Genomic DNA, 26,667 nt, shown 5'->3' with positions numbered 1-26,667 from the left:
GGCATTCTCAACAAGACCTATCAAATGATAATGTTACCTAAATTCTACCAAAACTGCTTTCAGAATCTACTGACACCTGCACAGTACAAGATGCTCGAAATCTTGGGCGATCGCCCCAAAGTGCGCGTATCATATTGAACTTTTGTTTATACTTACTTTGTGCTGGTCTAGAGCGGTCAGCATTAAGCTGTAATGCCTGGTTGAGGGCATCAACTACCACACGCCTGTTTTCAATGGCGCTCATTATATCGTCAACTGTTGCACCACTTTCAATCCAATCTTTTAAATCAAGTCCCCCATGTTTAGTTAAATGCGTCCAGTAAAAATCGCTGGGCGGGGCATACAACCACTTAGCGTCTGGGAAGTCCCCAAAAATATCTTCCATGTGCTTTAATCCAGGCTCGTCACGGTCGGGACAAAGCACTAGGTTAGCACCTTCTAAATCCGCTTTATAACTACCGTATGCTCGATATTTGAGCGCACCGTCAAGGGTTGTTGTGGCTGCTAGTCCCATGTTCCACAAAGCATCTACAATTGGCTCCCCTTCTACCATCCAGATGGTTTTACCCTCGGATTTAGCTTGCATGACCTCGGCATAGCGGTAAATGGGAATTTTGGCTCGAACCTCATCTGTTAGCTCCTTAATCCAGTTTTTGCCGTCCCAGTGGGACTGAAAAATCTGCTTTTTACCGTTACCGTCATCAATGCTCACTACTCCCCATCTCCTCACACCCCTCCACTCCCCCACTCCTCTTCAGGATCAGTCTCTGGTGGCAAATTTGCTAAAAATTCTTGCAGTCTCATCCGTTCTATGTAAGGCCAGCCACCCTCTGCCTCAATATCTTTAAGTAGTGAGTAAAGAGCTTGACGGTTATTAGGCAAATTTTCCTGAAAAGCTCCATCTCGAATCTCTCGGTGTAATTGTTCTAACTGTCTTAATAAAGCCAAAAGCGCGATCGCATCTCCTTGACAAAAGGCTACTGCATCATGTACCACCCTGACAATGTCTTGGAGCTTGTAAGATAATTTCTCTGACTCAAAAATTTTGCCTTGATTCATGCCAACTTCTGTCAATGAGACCAACTCAAATTTACCGAAGATTTCCCATTTTCATTGTTCGCTAAAAGACTTGTTTACGGAAAACAAAGGAAATTAGCCTTTAGATACTTCATCTTCATTTGTGCCTGGGAAAAGGTAAAAGGTGAAAGGGTAAAGGATGTTGCTTCCATCCCTTGCGCTTTTTTCTTTCACTTTTAACCAAAAAGTATTGCATAGTAAATGTGAGATCGCTTTGATTTTGAGTTAAAAAAAATCGTATGATCTGGCTGATCTCCCCATAAAAATATGGGCTGTATGTAGTGGCGGCAAATATATCACAAAATGACAAAAGCGACACTACGAAAGTAAAAATACTGGCACACTCACGGACACTGGGTGATGACCTAAAAAGTTGTAGCAACAATATTTACAGTAGCTCTCAACTTGGGAAAGCCGTCCGGAGGTTGGATACAGTATCTTCTTTCGAGTAATCTGCTCAAGTTACTGTGTATCGAGGCGTACTCATCCATAAACACGCCCTAGCTTTAACCAAATGCCGCCAACAATAAAACTGCTGGCTTTTGCTTGCTTTTAAGATGCCTTCCTCGTTGAATGCATCTTGACTAGTCTGGTGTTTCAACTTCAGACTCTAAAAGCAGAACTTTGAGTAAGTCGCAGTTTTACAACTTAAGATATCAATTTTTGACATTGAGGTTGACCATGAGGTTTCGCGCTGTAATTGTTGCACTCTTGGCTTTGTGCTTGGGGTTACTAACTGCTTGTAGTGAGGGTCCTACTGCTGGTAGTACAGACTTACTCACCTACGATCAAATTAAAGGTACTGGTCTGGCTAATAAATGTCCCCAACTCACAGAAACAAGTCGTGGTTCTATTCCCATTGATGCTAGCCAATCCTACGTCATAAAAGAACTTTGCTTAGAACCAACTAATTTCTTTGTAAGAGAAGAACCCGCTAATAAGCGCCAAAAAGCAGAATTTGTTGCTGGCAAATTAGTCACTCGTAAGACATATTCACTAGATCAAATCGAGGGCGACCTGAAAGTCAATCCAGATGGTAGCCTTACCTTTGTGGAAAAAGATGGCTTTGACTTCCAAGCTACCACCGTGCAATTGCCTGGAGGGGAGCGAGTGCCTTTCTTGTTTACCATCAAAGGTTTGGTTGCTCAATCACAACCTGGTATGACCAGCATTAATACCTCAACAGATTTTGAAGGTACTTTTAGAGTTCCTTCTTATCGTGGTGCTACCTTCTTAGATCCTAAAGGTCGCGGTGTTGCCACTGGTTATGATAGTGCTGTAGCTCTACCTGCTCAATCTGATGATGAAGAACTTTTGCGCGCTAACGTCAAGCGTGCTGATGTTCTGAATGGTAAAATTTCCCTCTCCGTAGCCAAAGTAGATAGTTCTACTGGTGAAATTGCGGGTACATTTGAGAGCGAGCAACCCTCTGACACTGATTTAGGTGCTGGTGAACCTAAAGAAGTCAAAGTTCGTGGCATCTTCTACGCTCGCTTAGAAAAAGCTCGTAGTTAAATGATTGTGAGTATAAAACTTGATTGCGATAGCTATGGTCGTCTTGTGTGGCGATCGCAATAGCTAATCCTCCATCACCCTTGTAGACACTCGTTACAAGGGTGATTTTTTTTGATGTTCCTTCCATTTTTTACCCTTTCCCCTTTCACCAAGAAGTATTTGAAATTTAGTTGTGAGAGCGCACGGCTGTGCGCTCCTACCGCGTATAAATGCAATACGAGAATCGCTTTTTTAAGTATTATTTCTGATACAAATTTTCTTTATCTAATCGCTATCTCTTGAGTTTCGGTTTTCGTCTATACGCCAAAATTAACTTAATTTACTTAAGTTAAGTACAATTTCGGTTTTAAATAAAGTAAAAAATTTTATATGTTTTGTATGTGTTTTCAAACACTGTAACTCATACCAAAGTTTACTAATCGATTACTCTTTTCGCTGATTTAAATCTAGCTGCATTGTCATACTCCTGATAGCAGACACTTTCATCACGACTCTTTGTGTCTCCTATGGGAGTTACTTTCCATGTCCATATTTTGAAGATATGTACATTGGAGCTTGGTTTAACAGCGAATAGTTGACTGTTTGTTTGCCAAGAGAAACAAAACGGTGCTATGCCAACCACACTCACCAACGAACTGAAGCGTGAAATTCTACAGTTGCTACGAGAATATCAACAATCTCGCTCGGCAAATGTTCGCAATCAACTGGTGAAGCTCAATTTTGGGCTAGTGAGAAAAGAAGCTCACTATTGGATAAATCAGTGCCATGAAAGTTATGAAGACTTACTCCAGGTGGGTTGTCTAGGTTTAATTCGAGCAATTGAAAGATTTGAAATTTCTAAAGGTCATGCCTTCAGTTCTTTTGCTATTCCCTATATTCGGGGTGAAATTCAACATTACCTCAGAGATAAAGGTGTGACCGTAAGAATTCCCCGACGCTACTTAGCGCTGCAACAGCAGGCTATAGGAGTTTCGCGTTCTTTGCGGGAAAAATACAATCGTCAACCAACCGATGCAGAATTAGCCGCAGCACTGGAAATTTCCACCCAAGAATGGCAGGAAATCAAATTGGCATGGATGAATCGCGCCCCTTTAAGTTTGGATGTACCAGTCCAAGATGGAGAAGAGGGGGCTACTTGCTTGGGAGAGCTGGTTGTTGATCATCGCTATCGTAGTTTTCAACTGGCACAAGAAGATCAAATTCGCTTACAACAAGCGCTGTTCCAACTCGAAAAACGTACCCGTGAAGTCTTAGAATTTGTGTTTTTACACGATTTAACACAAAAACAAGTCGCAGAACAGCTAGGTATCAGTGTTGTCACTGTTTCTCGCAGAGTCAAAAAAGGGCTGGATTTGTTGAAACAGTCAATGAGTGTAGCTGAAGATTAAATGTGAAAAGTTAGGTTATAACGGTATCAGATTTCACACTTGCTTTGATGTGTAAACAGGTTACTTTTGATACATAAAATTGACGTGATAGAGAGGGGCTGATGGGTATAAATTTAAAAATATTAATTGCAGCCATTTCAGTTTTGGCAATCGCTGCCTGTGGCTCTGAAGGAGAACAACAATCTAGTAATCCGACACCACCACCTAATACGCCAGCGCAAACGCAAAAAGCGCCACCACAAGCATTTAATAATCCTGTAGTGCCTGGTAAATCGACTTTAGCCGCTTCTGCAACTGCTAGTTTGATTCAACCCACCAATGCTAAAGAACGGATAGATATTGTGTCAAAAGGACGTAATGATCCGTTTGCTCAAATTATTGGACAATCGCCGCTAGGATTATCGAATGCTAATACAGGAATGCGAGCTGTTCCCAGGTTACTACCTCTACCAATTACCAACACCAGAGGTACATTAATAACGACAAGAACACCGCAAAAAAGAAGTGTAGTGTTAACTGCCAACTTAAATAAATCAAAAAACAATATCAACAAAGGAGTTTCAAACAAAAATCTTCCGAAATTAACTCCTGTCTTACCTAAAGTTATGCCCCAAGTTGTTCCCGAACAACGTTTGGCATCTGTATTACCACCACCATCACAACCAGATTTAGCCAAAGCAGTTTTTGTTAGTGGTGTAGTTATGGTTGGTAATCAACCTCAAGCTATTATTAAAGTACCAAATGAGCCAAACAGCCGTTACGTACAGGCAGGACAACGACTAGCAAACGGAGTTTTAATCAAACGAATTGAAATGAACGAAGGTTCAGAACCGATCATAATTCTGGAACAATATGGTATTGAAGTTACCAGAATGGTTGGTGAAGCACCTGCTAGCAGTCCACCAACAGCGACAACAGCAGCTACTGGTAATCCTGTTTCAGCAGAATCACCAGCCCCAAACGCGGTTAATATAGGATCTTCGTAAACAAGATGAAGACAAAAGAAAAAGTAGAATTTACTGGTTTACCTCTGGCAGTTTATCGCGAGGTAGCGGCGCATCTACGACAAGTAGAAGGAGTGGAAGTAGAATTAATTCCCCAATCTTCCCCACAGTTCGATTACAATCAAAGCCAAATTGCTGGCATGTGGATTTCAGTGTCTTCTGAGTCTGGTTCTATGAGTCAACAAAGAGTGGAACAGATTTTGGCTTACTATCGCAGTCGTTATACTGTTTGACAATTTACATCTGATGTGAATTGAAGAAGTAACATAAGGTTTTTGAACAATTGTCCAGTTTGATTTTAGTTAACTAACACAGATGCACACAGATAGATTATCGGTGTGCATCTGTGTTCCATGAGTGTTCGACTTAAAATTACTTTAATTCCAGTTTTTCATGCTCAGAAACATCAGCTGGTTTGCCAGTAACAGCCCCCTTCACCAAACTAATGGTGTTTGCAACTAGGCTTGATGGAGAATCCCAATATTCAGCTTTTTTGACACTAACTTTAATTAAAGCGATATCGGGTTCGTCTATTCCTTTGGGAAACCAAGCCTGAAGTTGGGGTTTCCATAATTCCTCTAGTTTTTGGCGATCGCGTACCAATTCGGCTATACCAGATAAAGAGACATAACGTTGTTTGTCTGGTGCAGCATAACTAACATTAACTTGATGATTGCGATTAATTTCAAATACTTTATAAGAACTGGCATAAGTAAAAAACCAGACATCGCCATCAAACTCAACTTCTCGATTTGTAGCCATCGGACGGCTATGTAATTCACCTTCCTCGTTTATGGTTGTCAACATAGCGTATTCTATGTCTTGAATCAAATCTCGGAGTTTTTTTAAATTTTCACTACTTGTTTCATGAGATTGAGTCATCGTTTTTTACTTCCTTCTTGTTTTGCTCCTGAGTGATAAACACACAGGTAACTTAAATCAGGCGCGAAGATGATTGCATTTCGCACTTCTAGGCAAAATTAATTATTTCTTTTCTCACAATAGCTTTCTACTCAATTAATAACCTGAGTCAATAGTTAGGTTTTCTATTAGTTAGTCGTTAGACTTGGTGGCAAGTCGGGATATACGTGAAGGGTTAAAGGAATTTAAAAATCCCTTTCCAAACTCTTACATAATTTACTTTTACAAGAGATTTAATAAATAACAAAAAATAAAAAACACACAGATAACATCATCCGTGTTCATCTGTGTGAATCTTTGGTTGTATTTATTTATTACAACGGACGATAGACGCGATAGTTAATATTAGGGAATATATTATCCATTAACTCAACTTTTTCTAACCAACCGCTATCGATTTTGCCAATATTTATATCTTCGTAGAGTTTGTTAAACCGCATGAGGTGCGATCGCGTCCTTCTCACGGCATAAGGAACCATCGTGCCTGTTCGCATAATAAACGCCCAGTCAGAAGATTGTGCCAAAAGTAACTCTCTTGCCGCTTGGTTAAGTGCTTTCCACTCCAGTTCATCTGCTGCTTCTCTTTTAGATAATTCAATCATACGTTCAGCTGCTTTATGCAGATGTGGGTAAATCCATGCATTAGTTTCGTTCAACCAATACTCGTGGAAGCCCTTGAAACCCCAACTTGATTGAGATGGACGGCAAACTTGCTGATTTGGATGGGCGCGTAAATAATCCGCTAAGTGAGTCATTTGATATGTTTGTTGGTCATACCATGACTTGCGGAATAAATAATCAATAAACCAAGGTCCTTCATACCACCAATGTCCAAATAACTCTGCATCATAGGGCGAAACTACAATTGGCGGACGCTGCATAATCCCGTAGAGATGCCCTACTTGCTGCTCACGATTATACATAAAATTGCCTGCGTGTTCAGCAGCTTTTTCCCTTGCCCAATAGGGATCGTAGAGGGCTTTATCTGCTAGACCTAAACCACGACCTGTTATTTTATGATATTTAATGCCCGTATTTTTTCGCTGACCGTTGGGCATAATATAGGGCTTGATATATTCGTATTCAGCTTCCCAACCCAAATCTTTGTAGAACTCTCGGTATTCTGGTGCACCAGGATAACCTACTTCAGAAGACCATACCTGTTGAGAGGATTCATGGTCACGTCCAAAGGCAGCTACACCAGTTTCTGTAAAAATAGGGGCATAGGTGCCAAAGCGGGGGCGGGGACGGGCGTAAAGGATACCATGTCCATCAATCAGAAAATAGCGCAAACCAACATCTGCCAACATCCGCTCTAAGCCTTCATAGTAGGCACATTCAGGCAGCCAAATTCCTCTAGGCGGACATCCAAAATTTTCCTCATAGTGTTCACAGGCTACCTTCAACTGCGCCCACACAGCTTGGGGATACATTTTCATCAGTGGTAAGTAACCGTGGGTAGCACCGCATGTGATGATTTCGAGATTGTTTGTATCTTGGTACTGCTTAAAAGCTGTTACTAAGTCACCTTTATATTGCTCCCAGATTTTTCTGGTGGCGTTAAATTCACTGGCATAATGTTCGGCTAAATATTTGATATGACCGTTGTGAGCGTTATGCTCAATTTCAAGCTCTACAAGTTCTTCCAACTTTGCTAAGTGTTCGTCGTAGCGTTCTTGTAGTAACGGATCACGTAGCATTGACACCAGAGGTGGTGTCATACTCATAGTGATTTTAAAGTTTATACCGTCTCGCTTTAAGCCTTCAAAAACTCGTAGTAAAGGGATATAAGTTTCTGTAATGGCTTCATAAAGCCATTCTTCCTCCAGCACATAGTCACTTTCTGGATGCCGGACAAAGGGCAGATGGGCATGGAGTACTAGCGCAACGTAGCCGATAGCCATAATGATTTCGGGTATATGTTGAAGGTTGGGGATTTGGCAGAAGTTAACAATATTTTAAGACTTTCTGGGGATCGTAACAGGCTTTAGCCAATTCTTTATGATGACTGATACTCCACACTCAAACAAGGCAGCTATGCTCGAGTGATTGTTCCTCCTAAGCAAAAGGAAAATATTACAAGTGAAAAAGCAAATTGCTTTAATTTTATCTATCTTCACTAGTGCTGTTTTTGCAACAATTCCAGTTCAAGCCGTTCCCTCTGTTGATATACCCAAACAACCAACTTCCCCAAATTTAGAAAAAAAAGCACCAACACAAACCACTACGCTGACACTTCAAGATTTGCCATCTGGTTATAAGGAAGTTCCACCCCAACTTAAAGAGGCGATCGCAGTTCAGTTGGAACCTTTTAAACAGCTAATTGCTAAAGAAAATCTGCCACTGAATAACTTTTTTGCCTTTATCGAACCCCAAAAAATGGAAGTAGTAATGGGCTTTACGGGAATGCTGGCAAATCAAACCCAACAAACTCAATTCGATGCTGCTTTACAGCAAGTGCAGCAACCAGAGTTTGAGAAAGAAATCAAAAAATTACAGCAAGTACTACCATCAGATCAGCAAGTTCAATTGCTAGGTTACAAAGCCCTTCCTGAAGCTAATAAACTCGCTAACACCTCTACAGGTTTTAGTTTAGGCGCCAAGATTCAAGAACTACCAGTAAATTTTGACGTCATCGGTTTCCGCCGTAGTAATTTTGGATCATTTACAGCAGTAATGTATTTAACAGAAAAGCAACCTTCTATATCTGTGAAAGATGTGGCTACCAAGTTAGATGAACGGTTTTTGCAATCATCTTCTACAAGAAATTCACCACGAGTAACTAAATAACGTCTCATGTGAATTAAATTGTTCTCATCGAACACTCATGGAACACAGATGCACACCGATAATTTATCTAGTGTACCCTACAGGAAGCCACTCTTGAGTGTGTCTACGTTAATCAAAATCAATTGGGTAATCGCCAAAAAACCTTATGTTGCTTCTTCTATTCACATTAGACATAAATAGTTCAATTTGAGCAAAATACAATCAATGCATAAATGCATAAATACTGTATACTTGCTCGTTAAATATTTTTTCAGACTTTTGACATCGCTAATACCATTTCACGTTAATTACGATACATTTAAATCCTGTACCAGACGTGCCATGGCACGTCTGTACATTGGTTAGTGGTTACTGGTTGGTTGTCTCTCTTATCCCCAATCCTCTCCCCTAAACTGTCTATCAGCCAAGGTAACGGTAAATGTACCATTGTGGAAGTCATTATTAACCGAACTCGCCACTATTTAGCGTGAGCTTCCAACGATGTCAATCTTCACTCTCTCGATACAACTCTTGCAACTCTTGTAACTGCGTGCGTCGAGCTTTCTGGCGATATTTTTTACTTTCTAACTTCGGTTCGTATTGGTGCTTGCCTTTACCTTTTGTTTTGACCTTAACAGTAGATTCTGGATCAGCTTGCTGATTGAGTTGAGATTGACGGGCGATCGCTTCTTCTAAAAACTCTAAATAATGCTGATAACGCTCCCAATCTCCCCTTACTGCACAATCAGGTTCGTCTCGATGCAGACAATTACTAAATCGACACCTAGCAACAGCTAATCGTTGTCTAGCTTCTGGGAAATAAGCAGCTAATTCTTCTGGTGTACAATCTAAGTCAGGTTGGTTAAAACCGGGCGTGTCGGCTAACAAGCCACCATTAGGCAAATCAAACAATTCCACGTGGCGAGTAGTGTGACGACCACGAGCAAGTTTACCAGAAATTTCACCTACTCGCAGGTTAATGTTAGGAATCAAAGCATTGATTAGACTGGACTTTCCCACACCCGAGGGGCCAGCGAGAACAGTGATATTCTCTTTGAGTAGGTTTGCTAAATTGTCAATATTTATACTCTTATATATACTGATGAATATTGGCTGATAACCCCAATTGCTCAGACGTTGATTTATTTCCGCCTGCTGTTGGGTTGTAATTAAGTCACTTTTATTTAGACATAAAACTACATCTAAACCTGTAGATTCAGCTTTTACTAGAAAGCGGCTAAGTTGATAGGGTTCTAGAGGTGGATCAGCAACGGCAAACACCAAAAGAATTTGATTGACATTCGCGATCGCCGGACGATCCAATTGATTTTTTCGGGGTAAAACATCAGCGATCGCGCCTCTTTGGCCAGCCCAATCAGGTTCTTCTACCACGACGCGATCGCCTACCATTACCTGCTGACCAATTTTTTTTAAGCGCGTTCTACGGGTACACAACAGAAGTGGAGGATGTGGGGAATTTGATTTTGCATTCTCCCCACCTCCTAAACTCCCCACCTCCCCATCGAAATCTAGCTGTACTCGATAATAATTAGCCTGCACGGCTAACACCGTACCCAACAACCTACAAGAATCTTGTAATCCTTCCTCTGTCATGAGGTGCTAAGGGGACGGCGTACTAACAAAGAAAAATAGCCAGCGCAGTCTGTAATTTGTTCTACCTGATAACCAGCCATTGTCAGACTATCAGGGACTTGCTCAATTGGCTCGCCGGGGTCTAACCAGACTTCTAATAAAGCTCCCGGTTGCATTTGTTCTAAACGAAGCTTTGTACGCACAAAATTAATCGGGCAAGGGGTGCCGCGCAAGTCAAGTTGAGCATCAGGAGTTGAAACAGAAGATAGACTCATCGTGGATGAAATATATTACCCAGAAAACCTTCTATACCACCTTTACCAGTTCGGTCTCCTCTAATTTTAGCTAGCTTTTCTAACAATTCTCGTTCCTCTGGGGTGATCTTGGTGGGAATATCTATCAATACTGTAATCATGTGGTCGCCTCGACTCACTGGGTTCCCCAGACGTGGCACACCACGATTTTCTAGCTTCATTACTGTATTTGGTTGGGTTCCGGGTGGAATAGTAAGTTCTACAGGCCCATCTACTGTATTAACTTCTATGCGAGAACCCAAAATAGCTTGGAGATAGCTAATTTTTATTTCTGAAATAATATTAATGCCATCCCGTTGGAATTCTTGGTCTTCATTTACAAACAAGTAGACGTACAAATCTCCAGGAGGGCCTCCACGTTGACCTGCGTCTCCTTCTTGAGATATCCGCAAGCGTGTACCGTTATCTACCCCAGCAGGAATGGTAATTTTGAGTTTCTTAGTAACTTGATTTGCGCCCTTACCGTCACAAGCATCGCATTTGTCTTCTATAACCGTACCTGTGCCATTACAGGTGGGACAAGTCGAGACTTGAGTAAAACTACCAAACGGTGTTCTCGTCACACGGCGTACTTGACCCGAACCGCTGCAAGTTGAACAAGTGCGAGGACGAGTACCAGGTTTTGCACCAGAACCGCTACAAACTTCGCAAGTCTCTAAATGCGAAATGCGAATTTCCTTTTCACCGCCAAATACCGCTTCTCGAAAGTCTAACTTCAGGTCTAGCCGTAGGTCATCACCCCTAACTGGGCCACTGCGTCGTCTTTGTGCTTGAGCGCCCATACCACCGGCAAAGCCACTGAAGATGCTTTCAAAGATATCGGCAAAACCACCCATATCAACATCTTGGTAGCCTACACCGGCTCCACCTGAAACTCCAGCTTCACCGAAGCGGTCATAACGAGCGCGAGTTTCGGGTTCTGAGAGTATCTCATAGGCGCGGTTAATTTCCTTAAAGCGCTCTTCGGCTCCCGGTTCCTTGTTCACATCTGGGTGATACTTCCGGGCTAAGCGGCGATAGGCATGTTTGATTTCTTCTTTATCGGCGTCACGAGAGACACCCAGAATTTCGTAGTAGTCGCGGGCCATATAGCAAAGGTGAAAGTTAAAAGGTAGAAAGCAGCTATGCAGGGATAACTTCGTAGACGCACTAGACTCAAAGCGTCAACTCGATAGAGTTGCAACTTCCCTTAAAGATTATGGGACGGCTTACGCCCCCAAGAAGTTCAGGCAGAAGGGGTTCTCCATCAATTCGCGTTCTGATCGCGAATTTGTGTAGGCCCCGCAGAAGGCAGAAGGCAACGGTTAAATTTTATTAATATATTGATTTTACCTTTTACCTTTTATATAAATCACCAGGAAATTTACAGCAACAGGTGCTTTCTTCATGAAGCAGTGCATTGCGGAGCCAGTGCTAACTTGGAGGTTTCCAAGGCTGTGCCCTAACAGAGCGTTGTCGCACTTGCTAGTCCGTTGTCGCGACTGCCGTCAAAGACGATAAATGCTCTGACCTGAAGCTGTCTCTTTTACAATTGTGCTACGTATAAGAGAAAAACTCTGCCCATTAGTTAGAGGGGCTAGCCGCACTTATAGGTGTGGAAAACCCCCCATGAGTCTGAAATTATGTATTTTGTTGGTGGTTGGCGGTTGTTTGGTGTTTTGAACCAACAACAAACAACTAACTACTAATCTATCGTCTCATAATCAGCATGTAGAGTATTTTCCTCTTCAAAATCAAAGTTAAATTGTGGTGTAAGCGTGCCATGCAATGATTCAGATTGTTCCGGTGTAGGGGAACTATCTGCATAGGAGGGAAAATCATCCATTTGACCATCATTAACACGGTTGTAAACTTCAACACCAATGTTAAATAGCGTTTGCTGGAAGTCTTCTAAGCGCTGTTTGAATTCCGCAACAGAAATGCTGGATTCAGAAATAGCTGCTTTCAGATGGACAAGTTTTTCATCTGCCAAACCTTTCATCTGTTCGCCGATCAAGTTGCCATTATCTTTGAGGGTTGATTCGTAGCTGTACAACAAATTATCCGCTTGGTTTTTCAATGCTGCCAGTTCTATGCGTCTTCTGTCTTCTTCGGCGAACATTTCAGCTTCTTGCCGCATCCGTTCTACTTCGTTGCTGCTTAAGCCACCTGTGTTAGTAATTCGAATACTCTGTTCTCTGCCTGTACCTTTATCTTGAGCAGAGACTTTCATGATCCCGTTGACATCAATCTCAAAACTGACTTCAATTTGCGGTACACCACGAGGCGCTGGCGGAATTCCTGTGAGTAAAAATTTACCCAAGCTTTTATTATCTTTTGCCATCGCCCGTTCACCTTGGAGGACATGAATTTCCACTGAGGTTTGCCCATCAACAGCTGTGGAAAAAACTTGGGATTTACTGGTAGGAATTGTAGTGTTGCGTTCGATGATTTTGGTGAACACTTCTCCTAGAGTTTCAATTCCCAGTGACAGAGGTGTAACATCCAATAACAGGAGATTGTCAACTTCGCCACCCAGTACCCCAGCCTGGATAGCAGCTCCCAGTGCCACTGCTTCATCTGGGTTAATAGAACGATCAGGTGTTTTGCCGTTAAAAAATTTAATTAAGGCATTTTGGACAGCGGGAATACGAGTAGAACCACCGACCAAAATAATCCGATCAATGGCTTGTGGTTTCAGGTCTGCGTCTTTGAGTGCCTGAACCATCGGTTCTATGGTGGATTCTATTAAATGACCCGTCAATTCTTCAAATTTGGCACGGGTGAGTTCCATTTCTAGATGTTTTGGCCCTGTTTCATTGGCAGTAATAAATGGCAAGTTAATTGAAGTACTCATCATAGTTGAGAGTTCAATTTTTGCCTTTTCTGCTGCTTCCCGCAAGCGTTGCAGAGCCATTTTGTCTTGGGAAAGGTCGATTTTCTCTTGTTGTATAAATATATCTATCATCCAACGGACGATACAGTTATCAAAATCGTCTCCACCCAAGTGGTTGTTACCACTAGTTGCTTTAACCTCAAACACACCATCCCCTAATTGCAGGATGGATACATCGAAAGTACCACCTCCCAAATCAAACACTAGAATTAGCTGTTCTTGGTCCTGCTTATCTAAACCAAAAGCTAAAGCGGCTGCGGTTGGCTCGTTAATGATCCGCAATACTTCAAGTCCAGCGATGGTTCCAGAGTCTTTGGTTGCTTGTCTTTGAGCATCTGTAAAATAAGCAGGTACGGTAATTACTGCTTTTGTCACCGTTTCACCCAAAAAGTTTTCCGCATCCTGTTTGAGTTTTTGTAGGATCATTGCGGAAATTTCTTGTGGTGTGTAGTTTCGTCCACGAATTTGAACATCAACAGTGTCATCTCGACCTTTGACACAGTTATAAGGTACGCGATCGCGTTCTGCTTCTGTGTCATCCCAGCGACGACCGATGAATCGTTTAATACTGTAGATTGTGTTTTCGGCATTCGTGACGGCTTGGCGCTTTGCCAGTGAACCAACCAAGCGTTCACCGCCTTTGCCAAAACCTACGATACTAGGAGTGGTTCGTCCGCCTTCTGAGTTGGCAATAACAACTGGTTGACCACCTTCCAAAACTGCGACGCAACTGTTGGTAGTGCCTAAGTCGATCCCAATAACTTTTCCCATTTGTATCGGTATTTTTACTTAGTACTTTATCCCTCGAAGTATAGACGGTAGCTTTCGGAGGACAGTTTTTCCAGTGGTGTTTATCCACTGGGAACCGTCCCTCCGTTGGCGTTTCCACTAGGGAAAGCGACAAAACTTCGGGCGTTATATTTCGCGGACTACCTTTTGTTATATGCGATGCTCGCCTAGTTAGTCAGTGGTCAATAGTTAATTGTTGGTAGTTGGTGGTTCGTTGTTGATAGTTAGATGTTTCAAACAACAAACAACAAACAACAAACAAATATTTAACTATTTGTTGGAGGAGACTGGTTTTCCTCTGAAGATGGGGTATCTTCTTTAGGAGCAGCCACTTTAACCATTGCATGGCGTAGCACGCGATCACCCAAGTAATATCCGCGTACTAACTCTTCTAACACTGTTCCTTCAGGATATTCATCCGTAGGTTCCCGCATTACTGCTTCGTGTAGGTTGGGATCGAATGGTTGACCTTCGGGACGCATTGGTGATACACCCAGGCGCTTCAGGCTATCTACTAGTAATTTGTAAACTCCTTGATAACTTTTATGAATTGCCATTTCCCCATCGTTTTGGGGTTTGATTTGCGATCGCGCCCGCTCGAAATTATCAACTACTGGTAGCAATTCAGTAATAGCATTCCGCTTTGCCTGCGCCTCTAGATCCTCTTTTTCTTTAATCGTGCGTTTGCGGTAATTCTCAAAATCTGCCGCAATTCGCATATATTGGCTGCTACGTTCTTCTAACTGAGCCTTGAGAGACTCGATTTGTTGACTCATCTGTGCTAAAGCAGCTGTATCAACTGTCTGACCAGCAGCAACCCCATTTTCTTTACTGGGTGTAACTGTGTTTTCAGGTACGCTAGTAGCATCTGCCACTTGCTCTGTCACCTCGCTGCCAGGTTCGTTGGCATTCATTGGAACTGGGGAGTCACTGTTCATTGCTTGTTTGACCTCTATTGGTTCACCCAATTGCTGACTCGTGTTGTTTATTTGTTTATCTTCGTCCATCATTATGTACTCATCCCAGATACTTGATACGACAATTTATCGCTATATTTGCAGCTATACATTAGACTTTTTGTAGAAATTGAGAAAAGAGTAAAGTTGTTGTAGGGAAAAGATAAAAGAAACTGGAAAAAAGAATTGCTCAATAAAATTCCTTTGCCCTTTACCCTTTAACCTTTACCCCTTACTCTTTACCCTTGCCCCACAAGAGTGCAAGAAGTCTATGGCTAGCTGGCAACAATAGCGTGTTTTGTTGCCGACATTCTCCTGGAAGTGATGTCACCGTCATCTATTTTGACAAATGCTGGACATCTTAGTGCAGACGCTGATGCTAGATAAAAGCCAATAGCTCTAGTTATCTTAAATTTTGGCGATCGCCACTTTGTTTTCTAGTCTCCTGTTCTGAACATTAGAGTTTTTACGTATATTCAACAATTTAATTTTAAATAATTACATACTTTTTATTGGGTAGAACGAGGGCATAAAAATTCCTCTTTCCTTTCCCCCTTACCCTTTCCCCTTTACCCTATTTTTATTTAAGTGGGTATGTAAATTCTTGTTCTCAGCTTGGGAATACTCTATTGAGAGGTTCCCGCTATTCATAGCTGATATATGACTAACTCGTCACCACAAAGGCGTAGTACGGCTCTATCTACCAGAGCAGAATTTTCACCCTTCGGTAACAAACTTGTACAATCTGGCTTTGTTAACAGCGAACAAATGAGACAGGCGCTGATTGAAAGCCGCAAGTCTGGTATCCCTTTAACAGAAGTACTGGAATCAGTATCGGGTCGACAATTATCACCAGAGTTACTTAGGCAGTACAAAAAACAGCAGTTATTTGAACTTAAAATACTTTATGGCGTAGAATCCCTCGATCCGGAAATTAGTTCAGTAGGCAGCACCACAGTAGCCCACCTGATTGATACCCTGATTCCAGTTGATGTTTGTCGTCGTCACCGCTTAGTACCACTGTCGAAAAACGAGGATCAAAACCCGCCCTCTGTTCTAGTAGCGATGGTTGATCCAGATAATCTCGAAGCTTCCGATGACTTAAACCGGATTTTGCGCCCCCAAGGGTTGGCCTTGCAGCGCATGGTAATTACCCAAGAAGATTATCAACTGTTAATCAATGTATATCTAGATGATTTAGCTGTTCGGCAAAAGCATTTAGAACAAGAAAAATACACAGACATCAATCAAGATTTAGAAAATCTAGAAAATCTTAACATAGACGACGCCCCAGAAGAATCCGAGGCTGACTTAGGGGCGGCGATGAAGGGTGCTGAGGATGCCCCTGTAATCAATCTGGTTAACAGAATCTTAGCTAAAGCACTGCATGAGAAGGTTTCTGATATTCACATCGAACCCCAGGAAGAGAATCTCCGGATTCGCTTTCGTAAAGATGGAGTGTTGCGCGAGGCTTTCGACCCTTTGCCAAAAAAAATCATTCCTGCTGTGACAGCGCGGTTTAAAATCATCGCCAATTTAGATATTGCTGAACGACGCTTACCTCAAGACGGACGGATTAGGCGGTTGTTCGAGGGACGTAAAGTTGACTTCCGTGTAAATACTTTGCCGAGTCGCTACGGGGAAAAGGTAGTACTACGGATTTTGGATAACTCTGCCACACAACTGGGTTTGGATAAGTTAATTACCGATCCAGAGACTTTGCATATTGTTCAAGAAATGGTTAGCCGTCCCTTTGGCTTAATTTTAGTAACCGGGCCAACAGGTTCTGGTAAAACAACTTCGTTGTATTCGGCGCTAGCAGAAAGAAACGAGCCGGGAATTAATATCAGTACTGTAGAAGATCCAATTGAGTACAGCTTGCCGGGAATTACTCAAGTACAGGTGATTCGGGAAAAAGGGTTAGATTTTGCGACTGCATTAAGGGCATTTTTGCGGCAAGATCCAGATGTGCTACTGGTGGGTGAGACACGGGATAAGGAAACGGCAAAAACAGCGATTGAAGCAGCGTTAACAGGTCACTTAGTATTGACTACTTTACATACTAATGACGCCCCTGGTGCGATCGCTCGTTTAGGAGAAATGGGGATTGAACCTTTCATGGTTTCCAGTTCATTGATTGGTGTCTTGGCCCAGCGTTTGGTACGGCGTGTGTGTCCTGACTGTCGCATTCCCTATACACCAACTGTAGAAGAACTCGCTCGTTATGGTTTGTCGGCTTCCCAAGAAGTAGGAATAACCTTTTATAAAGCTAATACTCTGACCACAGAGGAAATTCAAGCAGCCAAAACTCAAGGTCATATTTGTCCCACCTGTAATGGCGTAGGCTACAAAGGACGTTGTGGTGTCTATGAGGTAATGCGAATTAGTGAAAATCTGCAAACCCTCATTAACGAAGAAGCACCAACAGAACGCATCAAAGAAGTAGCAGTAGAAGAGGGTATGAAAACCTTGCTGGCGTACAGCTTGGACTTAGTACGCCAAGGTTTAACCACCCTAGAAGAGGTAGAACGAGTCACCTTTACTGACACAGGCTTAGAAGCAGAATTAAAAGCCAAACGCAAGACTAGTCTGACTTGCCGGACTTGCGATGCTGGGTTGCGGCCAGAATGGTTGGATTGTCCGTATTGTATGACGTCTCGTTTTCAAGATTAATTGATGAGTTCGTAGTTGTTAGTTGTTTGTTGTACCCTGCGGGAAGCCGCTTACGCGTCTATGGAATAACTAACAATCAACAACCAACAATCAACCAATAACAAAGGAAAAAACTATGGAGATGATGATTGAAGATTTAATGGAACAAATGATTGACATGGGTGGTTCGGATATGCATTTATCCGCTGGTTTGCCTCCCTATTTTCGCATTAGTGGTAAATTAACACCCATTGGCGAAGAGCCTTTGTCTGGGGATCAGTGCCAAAGGTTGATTTTTAGTATGCTCAATAACTCCCAACGAAAAACATTAGAGCAAAACTGGGAATTAGATTGTTCTTATGGTGTTAAGGGATTAGCACGTTTCCGCGTTAATGTTTATAAAGAACGCGGTTCTTATGCAGCTTGTTTGCGGGCATTAAGTTCTAAAATACCTAACTTTGAAAAATTAGGTTTGCCCGATGTAGTACGAGAAATGTCGGAAAAGCCTAGAGGATTAATTCTAGTTACAGGCCCTACTGGTTCTGGAAAAACAACTACTCTAGCGGCAATGATTGATTTAATTAACCGCACACGCGCAGAACATATTTTGACTGTAGAAGACCCGATAGAGTTTGTTTATGAACCAATTAAAAGTCTGATTCATCAAAGGCAATTGGGTGAAGATACAAAGAGTTTTGCTAATGCTTTGAAAGCTGCTCTTAGAGAAGACCCAGATATTATTCTGGTAGGAGAAATGCGGGACTTAGAAACTATTTCTTTGGCTATTTCTGCTGCTGAAACTGGTCACTTAGTATTTGGTACTTTACACACTAGTTCGGCAGCACAAACTGTTGACCGAATTATTGACGTTTTTCCCCATGAAAAACAAACTCAGGTAAGGGTACAGTTATCTAACTCGTTAGTTGCCGTATTTAGTCAAACTTTAGTTCCAAAAAAGAATCCTAAACCTGGTGAATTTGGTCGGGTAATGGCACAGGAAATAATGATAGTGACTCCGGCCATTTCTAACTTAATTCGTGAAGGCAAAACAGCACAAATTTACTCATCTATTCAGACAGGTGGTAAATTAGGTATGCAAACTCTGGAGAAGGTTTTAGCTGATTTATATAAAGCGGGAACTATTTCTTTTGAAGCAGCAATGTCTAAAACTTCTAAGCCAGATGAAGTGCAACGTCTCATTGGCCCTGCTGCACCACCTGCTGCTGGGAAAGTCGGTACTGCTGGGACTGTAAAAGCACATTAAAAATTTTGTTATTAGTTGACAGTTCGTTGTTGCTTGAATGTTTCAGTATTTCTCAAACAACTAACAACTAATAACCAACAACTAAATTATTAACTTTCATACGGATAGAGGAAATTATGCCTACATTCGTTGCCCGTGTTCGGGATGCACAAGGCAAATCCAAAAAAGAAAAAATTGTTGCTGAAAACTTGGTAGAAGCACGTACTACTCTTAGGCAGCAAGGATTTGTTGTCCAAGACTTGAAAAAATCTCAAGGTTTTGCAGACTTTGATTTGAACAAATTCCAGACATCATTAGTCAAAGTATCTGTTAAAGACAAAGCTGTTTTTTCTCGTCAATTTGCTGCTTTGGTGAATGCAGGAGTAGCCATAGTTAGAAGTTTAGGAGTACTGTCTGAGCAATGTACTAATCCTAAACTCAAACAATCCCTCTTGGATATTAGTAGTGAAGTCCAAAATGGGGTAAACCTTTCAGAAGCAATGCGTAAGCATCCTGATTGTTTTGATGGTTTATATGTCAGTATGATTCAGGCTGGCGAGGTCGGTGGTGTTCTAGATGAAGTCCTAAATCGCTTAGCCAAGTTATTAGAAGATGTTGCCCGTTTACAAAACCAAATTAAATCAGCACTTGCTTATCCAGTTGCCGTTAGTATTATCGCGATCGCTATTTTTGTGGGTATGACGGTTTTTCTGATTCCCATTTTTGCCAAAATTTTTGAGGAATTAGGAACAGAATTACCACCCTTGACTCAATTCATGATGTTTTGTAGTGAGGTGCTACGAAGTTGGCGAATTTTTGTGTTTGTTGGATTTTTAATGGCAGCAGCATTTGCTTACAAGCAGTACTATAAAACTCGTGTTGGTAAAGAAACTATTGATCGTCTTTCCCTCAAAATGCCATTATTTGGTGACTTAATCCAAAAGTCATCTGTTGCTCGTTTTAGTCGTACTTTTGGGGCTTTGACTCGTTCAGGTGTACCAATTCTCACTTCTTTAGAAATTGTGCGAGATACTTCTGGTAATCAAGTAGTTTCTAATGCTATTGATGCAGCACGTGCAGAAATTCAACAAGGAGGTATGATTAGCATTGCCTTACAAAAAGAGAAAGTTTTTCCTCCTATGGCAATTCAAATGATCAGTATTGGTGAGGAAACTGGTGAATTAGATGGCATGTTGATGAAAATAGCTGATTTCTATGAAGATGAAGTAGAACAAGCAGTGAAAGCCCTTACTAGTGTTTTGGAACCAGTGATGATTGTAGTTTTGGGTGGAATGGTTGGTACTATTTTGATGTCGATGTATTTACCTTTGTTTAAGGTGTTTGAAAAGCTGGGCTAATAGAAAATTAGGGATAAAGGATGAAAGATTAACATGATTTTTTCATCCTTAATTCCAAAGTAAAAATAATAATTTATAATTCATTATTTTGATCATGATCCTCAAAAAATCACATTATGAAACTAGTTTAGCTGAGTACAGTAATAATATTGGTGCGATCGCTTTACTCAAACAACATCGTCCATACTTGGAAATGATTCCGAGTCTGCGTTGTCCAGACGAAAGCATCATTACTATACCTTTACCAATTGTGCGTTTGCGTGGGGAAGCAACAACAACAGGTAAAACTATTTCTCTACCCTGTGATGTAGCAGTTTTGATGTGTGATCCTGAATGGAAAATCAAAACAGGAAGCGAAATTATTGTTTTTATTCATCGTCCCCATGAAGACTTTTCAGATTTTTTGGGACGCTGGCGACAAACACAAGTTTGTTTGGATCAAGATTATGAATGGTTGATGTCCCCCCGCTACCAACATATTTTAAGCGAGGGGACAAATACTATATATCCTCTGTTTGTGGTTTTTCCAGAGACACTTGAGCGGATCAAGCGGGGTATACTAGGTGCTGATTTACCGTTTGTAGTGCAAACACCAGAATTAATTTTGGATGAGGAAGAAGAGGGATTGGGGATCGGGGATTAGGGATTAGGTTGCGTTTTGAAGTATCTGATACTTTCAAAAGTTGTATCTAGCTAAACAGTGATCTCAATTTTTCAATATACCGCAAAGGGTTCAAACCCTTAGCCCATCGTGAAAGTCGTTTGAAGAGAACTCAAATTAATCAAACAGTCTGCTTAAGCAGACTTTAGCTATAAGACTGCGATTTAAAATTTTACTTGTCAACTTTCACGTCGTAGTAAATTTTGGAGTTTTTATAGCGATCGCTTTGAGCGTATTCGCATTTTACTTCCTCAAAAAACATTCAATACCATAGGAAGTCACATCAAAGGAGATGTTGACATATTGAAAGATGACGGTAGCGACCCAACAGAAATTTGTATTTTCGATTTTGGTGAGTGGTTTGTAGTAGAGTTCTTTCGTGGAAAAGGTAGTGAAATTCGCTTATTTCCCAATAACTCAAAAAATCAACAAATACTTTTCGGTCAACATCAACTATCTGTCAAACAAATTCGTTGTCTTGGTGGTGATACACACGATCATGTATATCTTTGGCAATACTATTGTTGTCAATGGCTAAGAAGCAGGAGAATTTATCCTAACCCAGGTACACAACCTTCACAAACCCCTACAGAATATCAATTAACAGAGCGAAGGAGAAAAATTCTGCGCTGGGAAACCGATATTAGAAGGTTGGAAGAGGAAGCAAGACGCTACGTAACTAAAGAACTCTAGAATTTTGAAGGTTTGTAGTGAGGGCTTTAGCCCTCAAATTTTAAGCACTAAAGTGCTTACTACAAACTTATTTCACAAATTGCGGCATAATCTCAGCGGCAGTGAATATTCCGTGGATACCGCGTTGATGTAGGTTTATTCCTGCTTTGAGATAACCGAAAGCTGGGCCACAAACGTTTGCAGCCATGCTGGTTTCATCTCCTAACGTAAAAGTGTGGGTGGAAATTTTACCTTCAAAGGTGCGACCTGTTACCTTGACGTTGGTGCTGAGGGGCTTTTTGGGATTTCTGGTATCAACGACACCGCCAACAGTAACGCGATCGCGCGAACAAATTCCTGCTAACTCTAACATCACGTCGTCGGCGTGTTCCATATTTTCTAATGTCAACACACCATTAGTTTTATCCAAAAGTGCTTCTACTTCTGCATCTGTCATTGCCCTGGCTGTTTCTACGTTGTAACCAGGCATATGGGCAATATCTTCGCGGATAGTGGCGCGGTAAGCTTCCCAATTAGCAATACCTACTCCAAAGGTGATTTCTACTCGATGAATTTCAGCATAGCTTTGGGCGGCGATCGCTGCTGCTGCTGTTAATAGTCCTGGTGTCGCCCCGCATCCTGTCATGTAGGTAATACCTGCGGCTTGTAGTTCTTCTTTCAGGGCTATTAGCTGTTCTACTGCACTGGTGCGTTTAATGGCATCTACTAATACCCCACGCCAACCAGAATTAATAAATTGCTTGACGACAGTTGGAATAAAATCATTGGGTAAGTTTGGTAAAGCTAAGAAATATCCATCTACAGGCTGATTGCTTTCTAATAATTCCTGAATACTACGATTGCTTAATGTGCCAAATGGTTCTAAATAACCTACTGAACCCTGAGACTTATATGTGGCAATGCACTCGTCGGCATTTAAACCCTCGGTAGCGTAAGCATAACCTTTGTTGTCTGCTGCCGCTACTAAAATCATTTCTCGTTTGGGGTCAAGGACTTTAGCCGCAGCTTGCCCTAGTCCGCCAAAACCTAGTACTCCGATACGTATTGCTTTAGAAAAATTGGTAGAACCCATTACTTGGTTTGTATTCATAAGTTAATTAGCTGAGTTAAATAATTAGCTTTCACATTCAGCCTCTATAGCAATTTTCCTACTCTTGATTGCTGGTTATGACTTTGTTTATAGCTAATAGCGATAAATTTTATCTTGATTTGTGATGCTAGGTTATTCCGTTGTGTAACTACGCTATAGACTGTGGCGGTTCTCGGTTAGGTGCAGTACAGTTTTGACCTCTCTCCTACATCTCCTAATGCGATCGCACGCTGTCATTTAACCAGGGCAAAATTAATCATGATGATAAATATTTTCAATAAAAACCATAGCTTTTTAGCTGATTTTGCTGGCTCTACTACGTCTAGCACTGCTTTTCTAGGATTTATACAATTTTATTACTAGTTATTTTTTGAGCTTGACTTCTCGATCAGGTTAAGAGAAACTTACATGTAATAGATGTGTTGACTAATAAGACTAATAATTTTTGTAAAGTTTCTGAGATATATATTTTGAGAGATGGAACATTAGTTAACAAATAGCTAATTTTGTAGCTAAGGAAAAATGCTGTTCCCTAGAGCTACATTTTTAGCCATTTGCTAGAGCAGTACAATCCAAGCGTACTATTTGTGGTTGGCCAAAAGCATGGAGACATTAGAATTCATCATTTATCCAGATGGTCGGGTACAGGAAAAAGTCACTGGTATCGTGGGTAATTCCTGTGCCGAAGTGACAGCGGCTATAGAAGCACAGTTGGGACTAGTGCTTAGTCATGAGCCAACCTCAGAATTCTTCGCCGCCAAGGTGCAGCAATCTGGAGTGGTGAACACCCAAACCGCTTATAGCGATTGGTAAATTTGCAAACCGAACATTTAGTTTAGTCGATTCATAACCGCCATGTCACACTTTAGCCAAATTAAAACCCAAATTCGTAACCTTGAATCTTTGCAAGATGCTCTCTCTGACTTGGGTATAGACTGGAAAAAAGGCCCGCGCGAAGTGCGTGGCTATCGTGGTCAGACTCACAGTGCCGAGATTACTATCGAGCAAGATAATGGCTATGATGTTGGTTTCAAATGGAATGGTAAAGAATACGAATTGGTAGCTGACTTACAGTATTGGCAACAAGACTTGTCTGTAGAGGGATTCTTACGCCAGGTAACACAGCGCTATGCTTATCATACAGTAGTAAAAGAGACAGTGCGTGCAGGCTTTCAAGTTGCTGAACAACAAAAAAATGAAGATGGTTCCATTCGCCTGGTAGTACAACGCTGGAGTGCGTAAATGTCTGATTTTTTGCCGTCGCTGGAAGAGAAGGAAGATAACCGATCCGGACTAGAACCAGAGTTAGGCGGCTTTTTGCGGGATGCCCCAGAACGTTCCGGTTTAGAGCCGGAATTAGGGGGTATGCTACGCCAAAAAGGTGTGTATGTTGATGAGATCACCTGTATTGGCTGTAAACACTGCGCCTTTGTTGCCCGTAATACTTTTTATATAGAACCTGATTATGGGCGATCGCGTGCTATACGTCAAGATGGCGATCCAGAGGAAGTAATTCAAGAGGCAATAGACACTTGCCCTGTTGATTGTATCCACTGGATTGATTATACCGAACTAAAACGGTTAGAAGAGGAACGTAAATATCAGGTCATACCTGTGGTGGGTTATCCTGTGGAAGGTGCAGTTGCAGCTGCTGAGCGACGACGCAAAAAGCTAAAATCAAAACAAAAAAAATCCCGTTATTAAAAACAACTGGTTCCAAAACATTAATAGGAGGTAGGGCTGGATTTACCAGCCTTTTTGTTTTTTTAGATAAATTTAGTTAAATTTTTGGTTTTTTGGCTTGGTTGCTTCATCCTATTTTTATAAAGATTTAGTATAAAAATCATGAAATTCTTGTTAAATCACCTTAGAACTAGTGTGATTTAGATTTTCTTGCTTTAAGATTTTTAATTAATGCTTCACGAAAAAATATTAGTTGTAAAACTGTGAGTATGTGCGAATGGTAGCGCAACTCTGAAACAAAATCTCAGAGGGTACCCTTATGTTCAAGCTAGGTTCAACTAAATCTATCTTCCTGGCTCACATTCAGCAAGCACTGCTAGGGGGTAATCTTTTCATTGAATATGATCTTGTGCTTCAGAGTGTTCCTGCTGTGAGAATTCCTGGCGGTTTGACTCCACCCTGAGTATATGGATTTGAATGCCTCTCTCTGTAGCCGTAAAAAGTAGTAATGAAACTATTATCTTCAATATTGCTGGAGAGGGATTCTACACAACATTAGAGACATCTATTCTACACTTACCTTCCTCTGACGCAAATCTACCTAAATTAACCATCTAAAGTTTTAGTTAATGGTTAATTTAGCCCCGTGGAGTGTGAATACTTTATCAATGCAATAACTCAATCAGTGTAATCAAGGGCTTATCAAAAATTGGGGATAAAGTCTTACTTTTCACCATCCTTGGAAAAATTTACCCAGTAAAGGTGGCTGGAAAAATGTTGAAAGTCGCCTAGTGTGGTGGCGCTTATTTGCCAGAAGGAAGCTTAAGACAACAGTTTAGTTGACCTCACAAAGATAAAGTCATAAAACTTTGCACCAGCACAAATGCAGTAAGACAAACTTTATCTCTGCAATCACTACTTAAACCTAATTGGTTATCACTTCACTCTGTTGCTGCTCTTCAGCGTAATACAACAAAAAACTATTTTCAGTTGTAGGACTAGATTTGATTATGACTTCAATGCCAAAATTCCCCTCAGTTGCCGTATGTATTCCCACTTATAACCAAGCCCAATACTTGATTCAATCTGTAAGTAGTGCTTGTTGTCAAACTTATCCCAATGTGGAAGTATGGGTTTCAGACGATGGCAGTACTGACGAAACCCCTCAGGTGATGGAACAGTTGTGTCAGCAGTTTCCCCAAGTACGTTACTATCGGCAACCCAAAAATTTAGGTATTGCTGGCAACAATACTTGGTTGATGAGTCAGCCAAAAACTGACTTTATCGTACGTTTGGACTCAGATGATGCTTTAATGCCAAATTATGTAGAGAAACTAGTCTCACTGTTACAAAAATATCCAGAAGCTGGTTATGCTCATACCGCTATTCAAGAAATTGATGAGCATGGGAAGAATCATGCAATAGCAAGAGTTGTCAGAAAAAAAGAGTTTCAAAACTCTGATGAAGCACTAATGGCAGCGGTTTCTGGCTATAGAGTGGCAGCAAACATTATCATGTTTAGAACTAAGGCACTCCAAGAATTAAGATATTACGAAAATCGCCCTGAATATGTTGAGGATTATGATTTATCTGTGAGAATTGCAGATGCTGGCTACGGGAATGTTTATGCAGATGAAGTGCTAGCAAAATATCGCGTTTGGACTGATGTGAAGAAAACACGTTCCAAGCGTAAGCATTTGCAGTTGAGAGGATATATTCGGATTTTTGAAGAGAGTTTTTTACCAGCTTTTCAACGGCGCGGCTGGGATGTAAAAGTGCTAGATAAACAGAGACGGAAGATGGCAATCATAAATTCAGCCTATTGTTTTCTGCCTATTTTTAATCAAGAAGAACGAGCAGAACTTGTAGCTTTATTAAAACAATTGGGTGATTCGCCTCTGTTACGGCTGCGAATTGTAGCACTGTCTTTGGGTTTTGCTCCTTTCTTTGAGTGGCAACTCCATACAGAAATTAAGTTAAAAGGCTTTGTTAAAGACTGGTTAAGCAAACTGAAAAGTATGTCATTAGTCAAAGCAGTAGGATAATTTTTTAAGGTGTGAAGGTATAGTTAATTAGATTTTTAGCT

At 41.2% G+C, this 26,667-nt stretch carries 23 protein-coding genes and 1 pseudogene; 14 read left to right on the top strand and 10 right to left on the bottom strand.

The genetic code is table 11. The features are described from left to right. Nucleotides 1–37: 37 nt before the first annotated feature. Together UYI_RS36415 and UYI_RS0102605 are read right to left on the bottom strand one after the other, a co-directional pair. A complete protein-coding gene (locus tag UYI_RS36415) occupies nt 38–748 on the bottom strand; it encodes a hypothetical protein (RefSeq protein ID WP_157226285.1) in 711 nt (236 codons plus the stop codon). Further along, nucleotides 727–1,059 (bottom strand): hypothetical protein, encoded by a 333-nt coding sequence (locus tag UYI_RS0102605; protein WP_016865128.1) that lies wholly within the window; start codon nt 1,057–1,059, stop codon nt 727–729. Before UYI_RS0102605 ends, UYI_RS36415 begins: the two co-directional genes overlap by 22 nt. 699 nt (nt 1,060–1,758) lie before the next feature. Between UYI_RS0102605 and psbO the strand changes: the two genes are divergently transcribed. From psbO to UYI_RS0102585, 4 genes are all read left to right on the top strand, one after another. Further along, complete coding sequence (gene psbO, locus UYI_RS0102600) at nt 1,759–2,592, top strand: photosystem II manganese-stabilizing polypeptide (protein WP_016865127.1); 834 nt, start codon at nt 1,759–1,761, stop codon at nt 2,590–2,592. A gap of 611 nt (nt 2,593–3,203) precedes the next feature. Then, nucleotides 3,204–3,980 carry an RNA polymerase sigma factor SigF gene (locus UYI_RS0102595; protein ID WP_016865126.1) on the top strand — a complete coding sequence of 259 codons (777 nt, stop codon included), beginning with the start codon at nt 3,204–3,206 and terminating at the stop codon, nt 3,978–3,980. 101 nt (nt 3,981–4,081) lie between these two features. Further along, a complete protein-coding gene (locus UYI_RS0102590; RefSeq protein WP_016865125.1) occupies nt 4,082–4,966 on the top strand; it encodes a hypothetical protein in 885 nt (294 codons plus the stop codon). A gap of 5 nt (nt 4,967–4,971) precedes the next feature. Next, nucleotides 4,972–5,217: a hypothetical protein gene (locus UYI_RS0102585; protein ID WP_016865124.1), complete on the top strand. Its 246-nt coding sequence runs from the start codon at nt 4,972–4,974 to the stop codon at nt 5,215–5,217. A 139-nt stretch (nt 5,218–5,356) separates the two neighbouring features. Here UYI_RS0102585 and UYI_RS0102580 read toward each other — a convergent pair whose 3' ends face one another. Then, nucleotides 5,357–5,866, bottom strand: a complete 510-nt coding sequence (locus tag UYI_RS0102580) for a pyridoxamine 5'-phosphate oxidase family protein (protein WP_016865123.1) — start codon at nt 5,864–5,866, stop codon at nt 5,357–5,359. 353 nt (nt 5,867–6,219) lie between these two features. Next, nucleotides 6,220–7,809 (bottom strand): glycoside hydrolase family 57 protein, encoded by a 1,590-nt coding sequence (locus UYI_RS0102575; RefSeq protein WP_016865122.1) that lies wholly within the window; start codon nt 7,807–7,809, stop codon nt 6,220–6,222. A 178-nt stretch (nt 7,810–7,987) separates the two neighbouring features. Here UYI_RS0102575 and UYI_RS0102570 point away from each other — a divergent pair, with 178 nt between their 5' ends. After that, nucleotides 7,988–8,695 (top strand): hypothetical protein, encoded by a 708-nt coding sequence (locus tag UYI_RS0102570; RefSeq protein WP_016865121.1) that lies wholly within the window; start codon nt 7,988–7,990, stop codon nt 8,693–8,695. A 483-nt stretch (nt 8,696–9,178) separates the two neighbouring features. On the opposite strand, the gene rsgA is transcribed toward UYI_RS0102570, so the two are convergent. From rsgA to grpE, 5 genes are all read right to left on the bottom strand, one after another. After that, nucleotides 9,179–10,288 (bottom strand): small ribosomal subunit biogenesis GTPase RsgA, encoded by a 1,110-nt coding sequence (rsgA, locus tag UYI_RS0102565; protein WP_016865120.1) that lies wholly within the window; start codon nt 10,286–10,288, stop codon nt 9,179–9,181. After that, on the bottom strand, nt 10,285–10,542 hold the full coding sequence (locus tag UYI_RS0102560; protein ID WP_016865119.1) for a sulfurtransferase TusA family protein: 258 nt from the start codon (nt 10,540–10,542) through the stop codon (nt 10,285–10,287). The genes rsgA and UYI_RS0102560 overlap by 4 nt, the downstream gene beginning before the upstream one ends. Beyond that, nucleotides 10,539–11,669, bottom strand: a complete 1,131-nt coding sequence (gene dnaJ, locus UYI_RS0102555) for a molecular chaperone DnaJ (protein WP_009456791.1) — start codon at nt 11,667–11,669, stop codon at nt 10,539–10,541. Before dnaJ ends, UYI_RS0102560 begins: the two co-directional genes overlap by 4 nt. Nucleotides 11,670–12,265: 596 nt before the next feature. After that, nucleotides 12,266–14,227 (bottom strand): molecular chaperone DnaK, encoded by a 1,962-nt coding sequence (dnaK, locus tag UYI_RS0102545; protein ID WP_016865117.1) that lies wholly within the window; start codon nt 14,225–14,227, stop codon nt 12,266–12,268. A gap of 284 nt (nt 14,228–14,511) precedes the next feature. Next, entirely contained in the window at nt 14,512–15,252 is a 741-nt protein-coding gene (grpE, locus tag UYI_RS0102540) for a nucleotide exchange factor GrpE (protein ID WP_016865116.1), read from the bottom strand. A 609-nt stretch (nt 15,253–15,861) separates the two neighbouring features. Between grpE and UYI_RS0102535 the strand changes: the two genes are divergently transcribed. From UYI_RS0102535 to UYI_RS31790, 5 genes and pseudogenes are all read left to right on the top strand, one after another. Next, entirely contained in the window at nt 15,862–17,874 is a 2,013-nt protein-coding gene (locus tag UYI_RS0102535) for a GspE/PulE family protein (RefSeq protein WP_016865115.1), read from the top strand. A 115-nt stretch (nt 17,875–17,989) separates the two neighbouring features. Further along, nucleotides 17,990–19,117, top strand: a complete 1,128-nt coding sequence (locus UYI_RS0102530; protein WP_016865114.1) for a type IV pilus twitching motility protein PilT — start codon at nt 17,990–17,992, stop codon at nt 19,115–19,117. Nucleotides 19,118–19,233: 116 nt separating this feature from the next. Further along, nucleotides 19,234–20,454 carry a type II secretion system F family protein gene (locus UYI_RS0102525; RefSeq protein WP_016865113.1) on the top strand — a complete coding sequence of 407 codons (1,221 nt, stop codon included), beginning with the start codon at nt 19,234–19,236 and terminating at the stop codon, nt 20,452–20,454. A gap of 94 nt (nt 20,455–20,548) precedes the next feature. Beyond that, the gene (locus UYI_RS0102520) at nt 20,549–21,097 is read left to right on the top strand and encodes a hypothetical protein (RefSeq protein WP_016865112.1); all 549 of its coding nucleotides are present in this window, start codon (nt 20,549–20,551) and stop codon (nt 21,095–21,097) included. Nucleotides 21,098–21,307: 210 nt separating this feature from the next. Further along, a pseudogene (locus UYI_RS31790) lies at nt 21,308–21,808 on the top strand (EH signature domain-containing protein); the annotation flags it as partial. Between the two features lie 67 nt (nt 21,809–21,875). On the opposite strand, the gene bioU reads toward UYI_RS31790, so the two are convergent. Next, nucleotides 21,876–22,898 (bottom strand): (S)-8-amino-7-oxononanoate synthase BioU, encoded by a 1,023-nt coding sequence (gene bioU, locus UYI_RS0102510; protein ID WP_016865110.1) that lies wholly within the window; start codon nt 22,896–22,898, stop codon nt 21,876–21,878. A gap of 603 nt (nt 22,899–23,501) precedes the next feature. On the opposite strand from bioU, the gene UYI_RS0102505 reads away from it, so the two are divergent. The 4 genes from UYI_RS0102505 to UYI_RS0102485 all read left to right on the top strand — a co-directional run bounded on the left by UYI_RS0102505 (nt 23,502) and on the right by UYI_RS0102485 (nt 26,626). Beyond that, a complete protein-coding gene (locus UYI_RS0102505; RefSeq protein ID WP_016865109.1) occupies nt 23,502–23,711 on the top strand; it encodes a DUF2997 domain-containing protein in 210 nt (69 codons plus the stop codon). A gap of 42 nt (nt 23,712–23,753) precedes the next feature. Beyond that, nucleotides 23,754–24,140, top strand: coding sequence for a DUF1257 domain-containing protein (locus UYI_RS0102500; RefSeq protein ID WP_016865108.1), 387 nt, complete (start codon nt 23,754–23,756; stop codon nt 24,138–24,140). Beyond that, complete coding sequence (locus UYI_RS0102495; RefSeq protein WP_016865107.1) at nt 24,141–24,602, top strand: ferredoxin; 462 nt, start codon at nt 24,141–24,143, stop codon at nt 24,600–24,602. A gap of 989 nt (nt 24,603–25,591) precedes the next feature. Beyond that, entirely contained in the window at nt 25,592–26,626 is a 1,035-nt protein-coding gene (locus UYI_RS0102485; RefSeq protein ID WP_016865106.1) for a glycosyltransferase, read from the top strand. Nucleotides 26,627–26,667: the final 41 nt, after the last annotated feature.

This window comes from Fischerella muscicola PCC 7414 (genome assembly GCF_000317205.1).
GTDB lineage: Bacteria > Cyanobacteriota > Cyanobacteriia > Cyanobacteriales > Nostocaceae > Fischerella > Fischerella muscicola.
Note: the sequence above shows the minus strand (reverse complement) of the source record. Positions and strands in the feature narration are given on the sequence as shown.

Coding starts and splice junctions, on each gene's coding strand:
- UYI_RS0102605 (WP_016865128.1), bottom strand. CDS start 1,059: ATGAATCAAGGCAAAATTTTTGAGTCAGAGAAATTATCTTACAAGCTC.
- psbO (WP_016865127.1), top strand. CDS start 1,759: ATGAGGTTTCGCGCTGTAATTGTTGCACTCTTGGCTTTGTGCTTGGGG.
- UYI_RS0102595 (WP_016865126.1), top strand. CDS start 3,204: ATGCCAACCACACTCACCAACGAACTGAAGCGTGAAATTCTACAGTTG.
- UYI_RS0102590 (WP_016865125.1), top strand. CDS start 4,082: ATGGGTATAAATTTAAAAATATTAATTGCAGCCATTTCAGTTTTGGCA.
- UYI_RS0102585 (WP_016865124.1), top strand. CDS start 4,972: ATGAAGACAAAAGAAAAAGTAGAATTTACTGGTTTACCTCTGGCAGTT.
- UYI_RS0102580 (WP_016865123.1), bottom strand. CDS start 5,866: ATGACTCAATCTCATGAAACAAGTAGTGAAAATTTAAAAAAACTCCGA.
- UYI_RS0102575 (WP_016865122.1), bottom strand. CDS start 7,809: ATGGCTATCGGCTACGTTGCGCTAGTACTCCATGCCCATCTGCCCTTT.
- rsgA (WP_016865120.1), bottom strand. CDS start 10,288: ATGACAGAGGAAGGATTACAAGATTCTTGTAGGTTGTTGGGTACGGTG.
- UYI_RS0102560 (WP_016865119.1), bottom strand. CDS start 10,542: ATGAGTCTATCTTCTGTTTCAACTCCTGATGCTCAACTTGACTTGCGC.
- dnaJ (WP_009456791.1), bottom strand. CDS start 11,669: ATGGCCCGCGACTACTACGAAATTCTGGGTGTCTCTCGTGACGCCGAT.
- dnaK (WP_016865117.1), bottom strand. CDS start 14,227: ATGGGAAAAGTTATTGGGATCGACTTAGGCACTACCAACAGTTGCGTC.
- grpE (WP_016865116.1), bottom strand. CDS start 15,252: ATGGACGAAGATAAACAAATAAACAACACGAGTCAGCAATTGGGTGAA.
- UYI_RS0102535 (WP_016865115.1), top strand. CDS start 15,862: ATGACTAACTCGTCACCACAAAGGCGTAGTACGGCTCTATCTACCAGA.
- UYI_RS0102530 (WP_016865114.1), top strand. CDS start 17,990: ATGGAGATGATGATTGAAGATTTAATGGAACAAATGATTGACATGGGT.
- UYI_RS0102525 (WP_016865113.1), top strand. CDS start 19,234: ATGCCTACATTCGTTGCCCGTGTTCGGGATGCACAAGGCAAATCCAAA.
- UYI_RS0102520 (WP_016865112.1), top strand. CDS start 20,549: ATGATCCTCAAAAAATCACATTATGAAACTAGTTTAGCTGAGTACAGT.
- bioU (WP_016865110.1), bottom strand. CDS start 22,898: ATGAATACAAACCAAGTAATGGGTTCTACCAATTTTTCTAAAGCAATA.
- UYI_RS0102505 (WP_016865109.1), top strand. CDS start 23,502: ATGGAGACATTAGAATTCATCATTTATCCAGATGGTCGGGTACAGGAA.
- UYI_RS0102500 (WP_016865108.1), top strand. CDS start 23,754: ATGTCACACTTTAGCCAAATTAAAACCCAAATTCGTAACCTTGAATCT.
- UYI_RS0102495 (WP_016865107.1), top strand. CDS start 24,141: ATGTCTGATTTTTTGCCGTCGCTGGAAGAGAAGGAAGATAACCGATCC.
- UYI_RS0102485 (WP_016865106.1), top strand. CDS start 25,592: ATGACTTCAATGCCAAAATTCCCCTCAGTTGCCGTATGTATTCCCACT.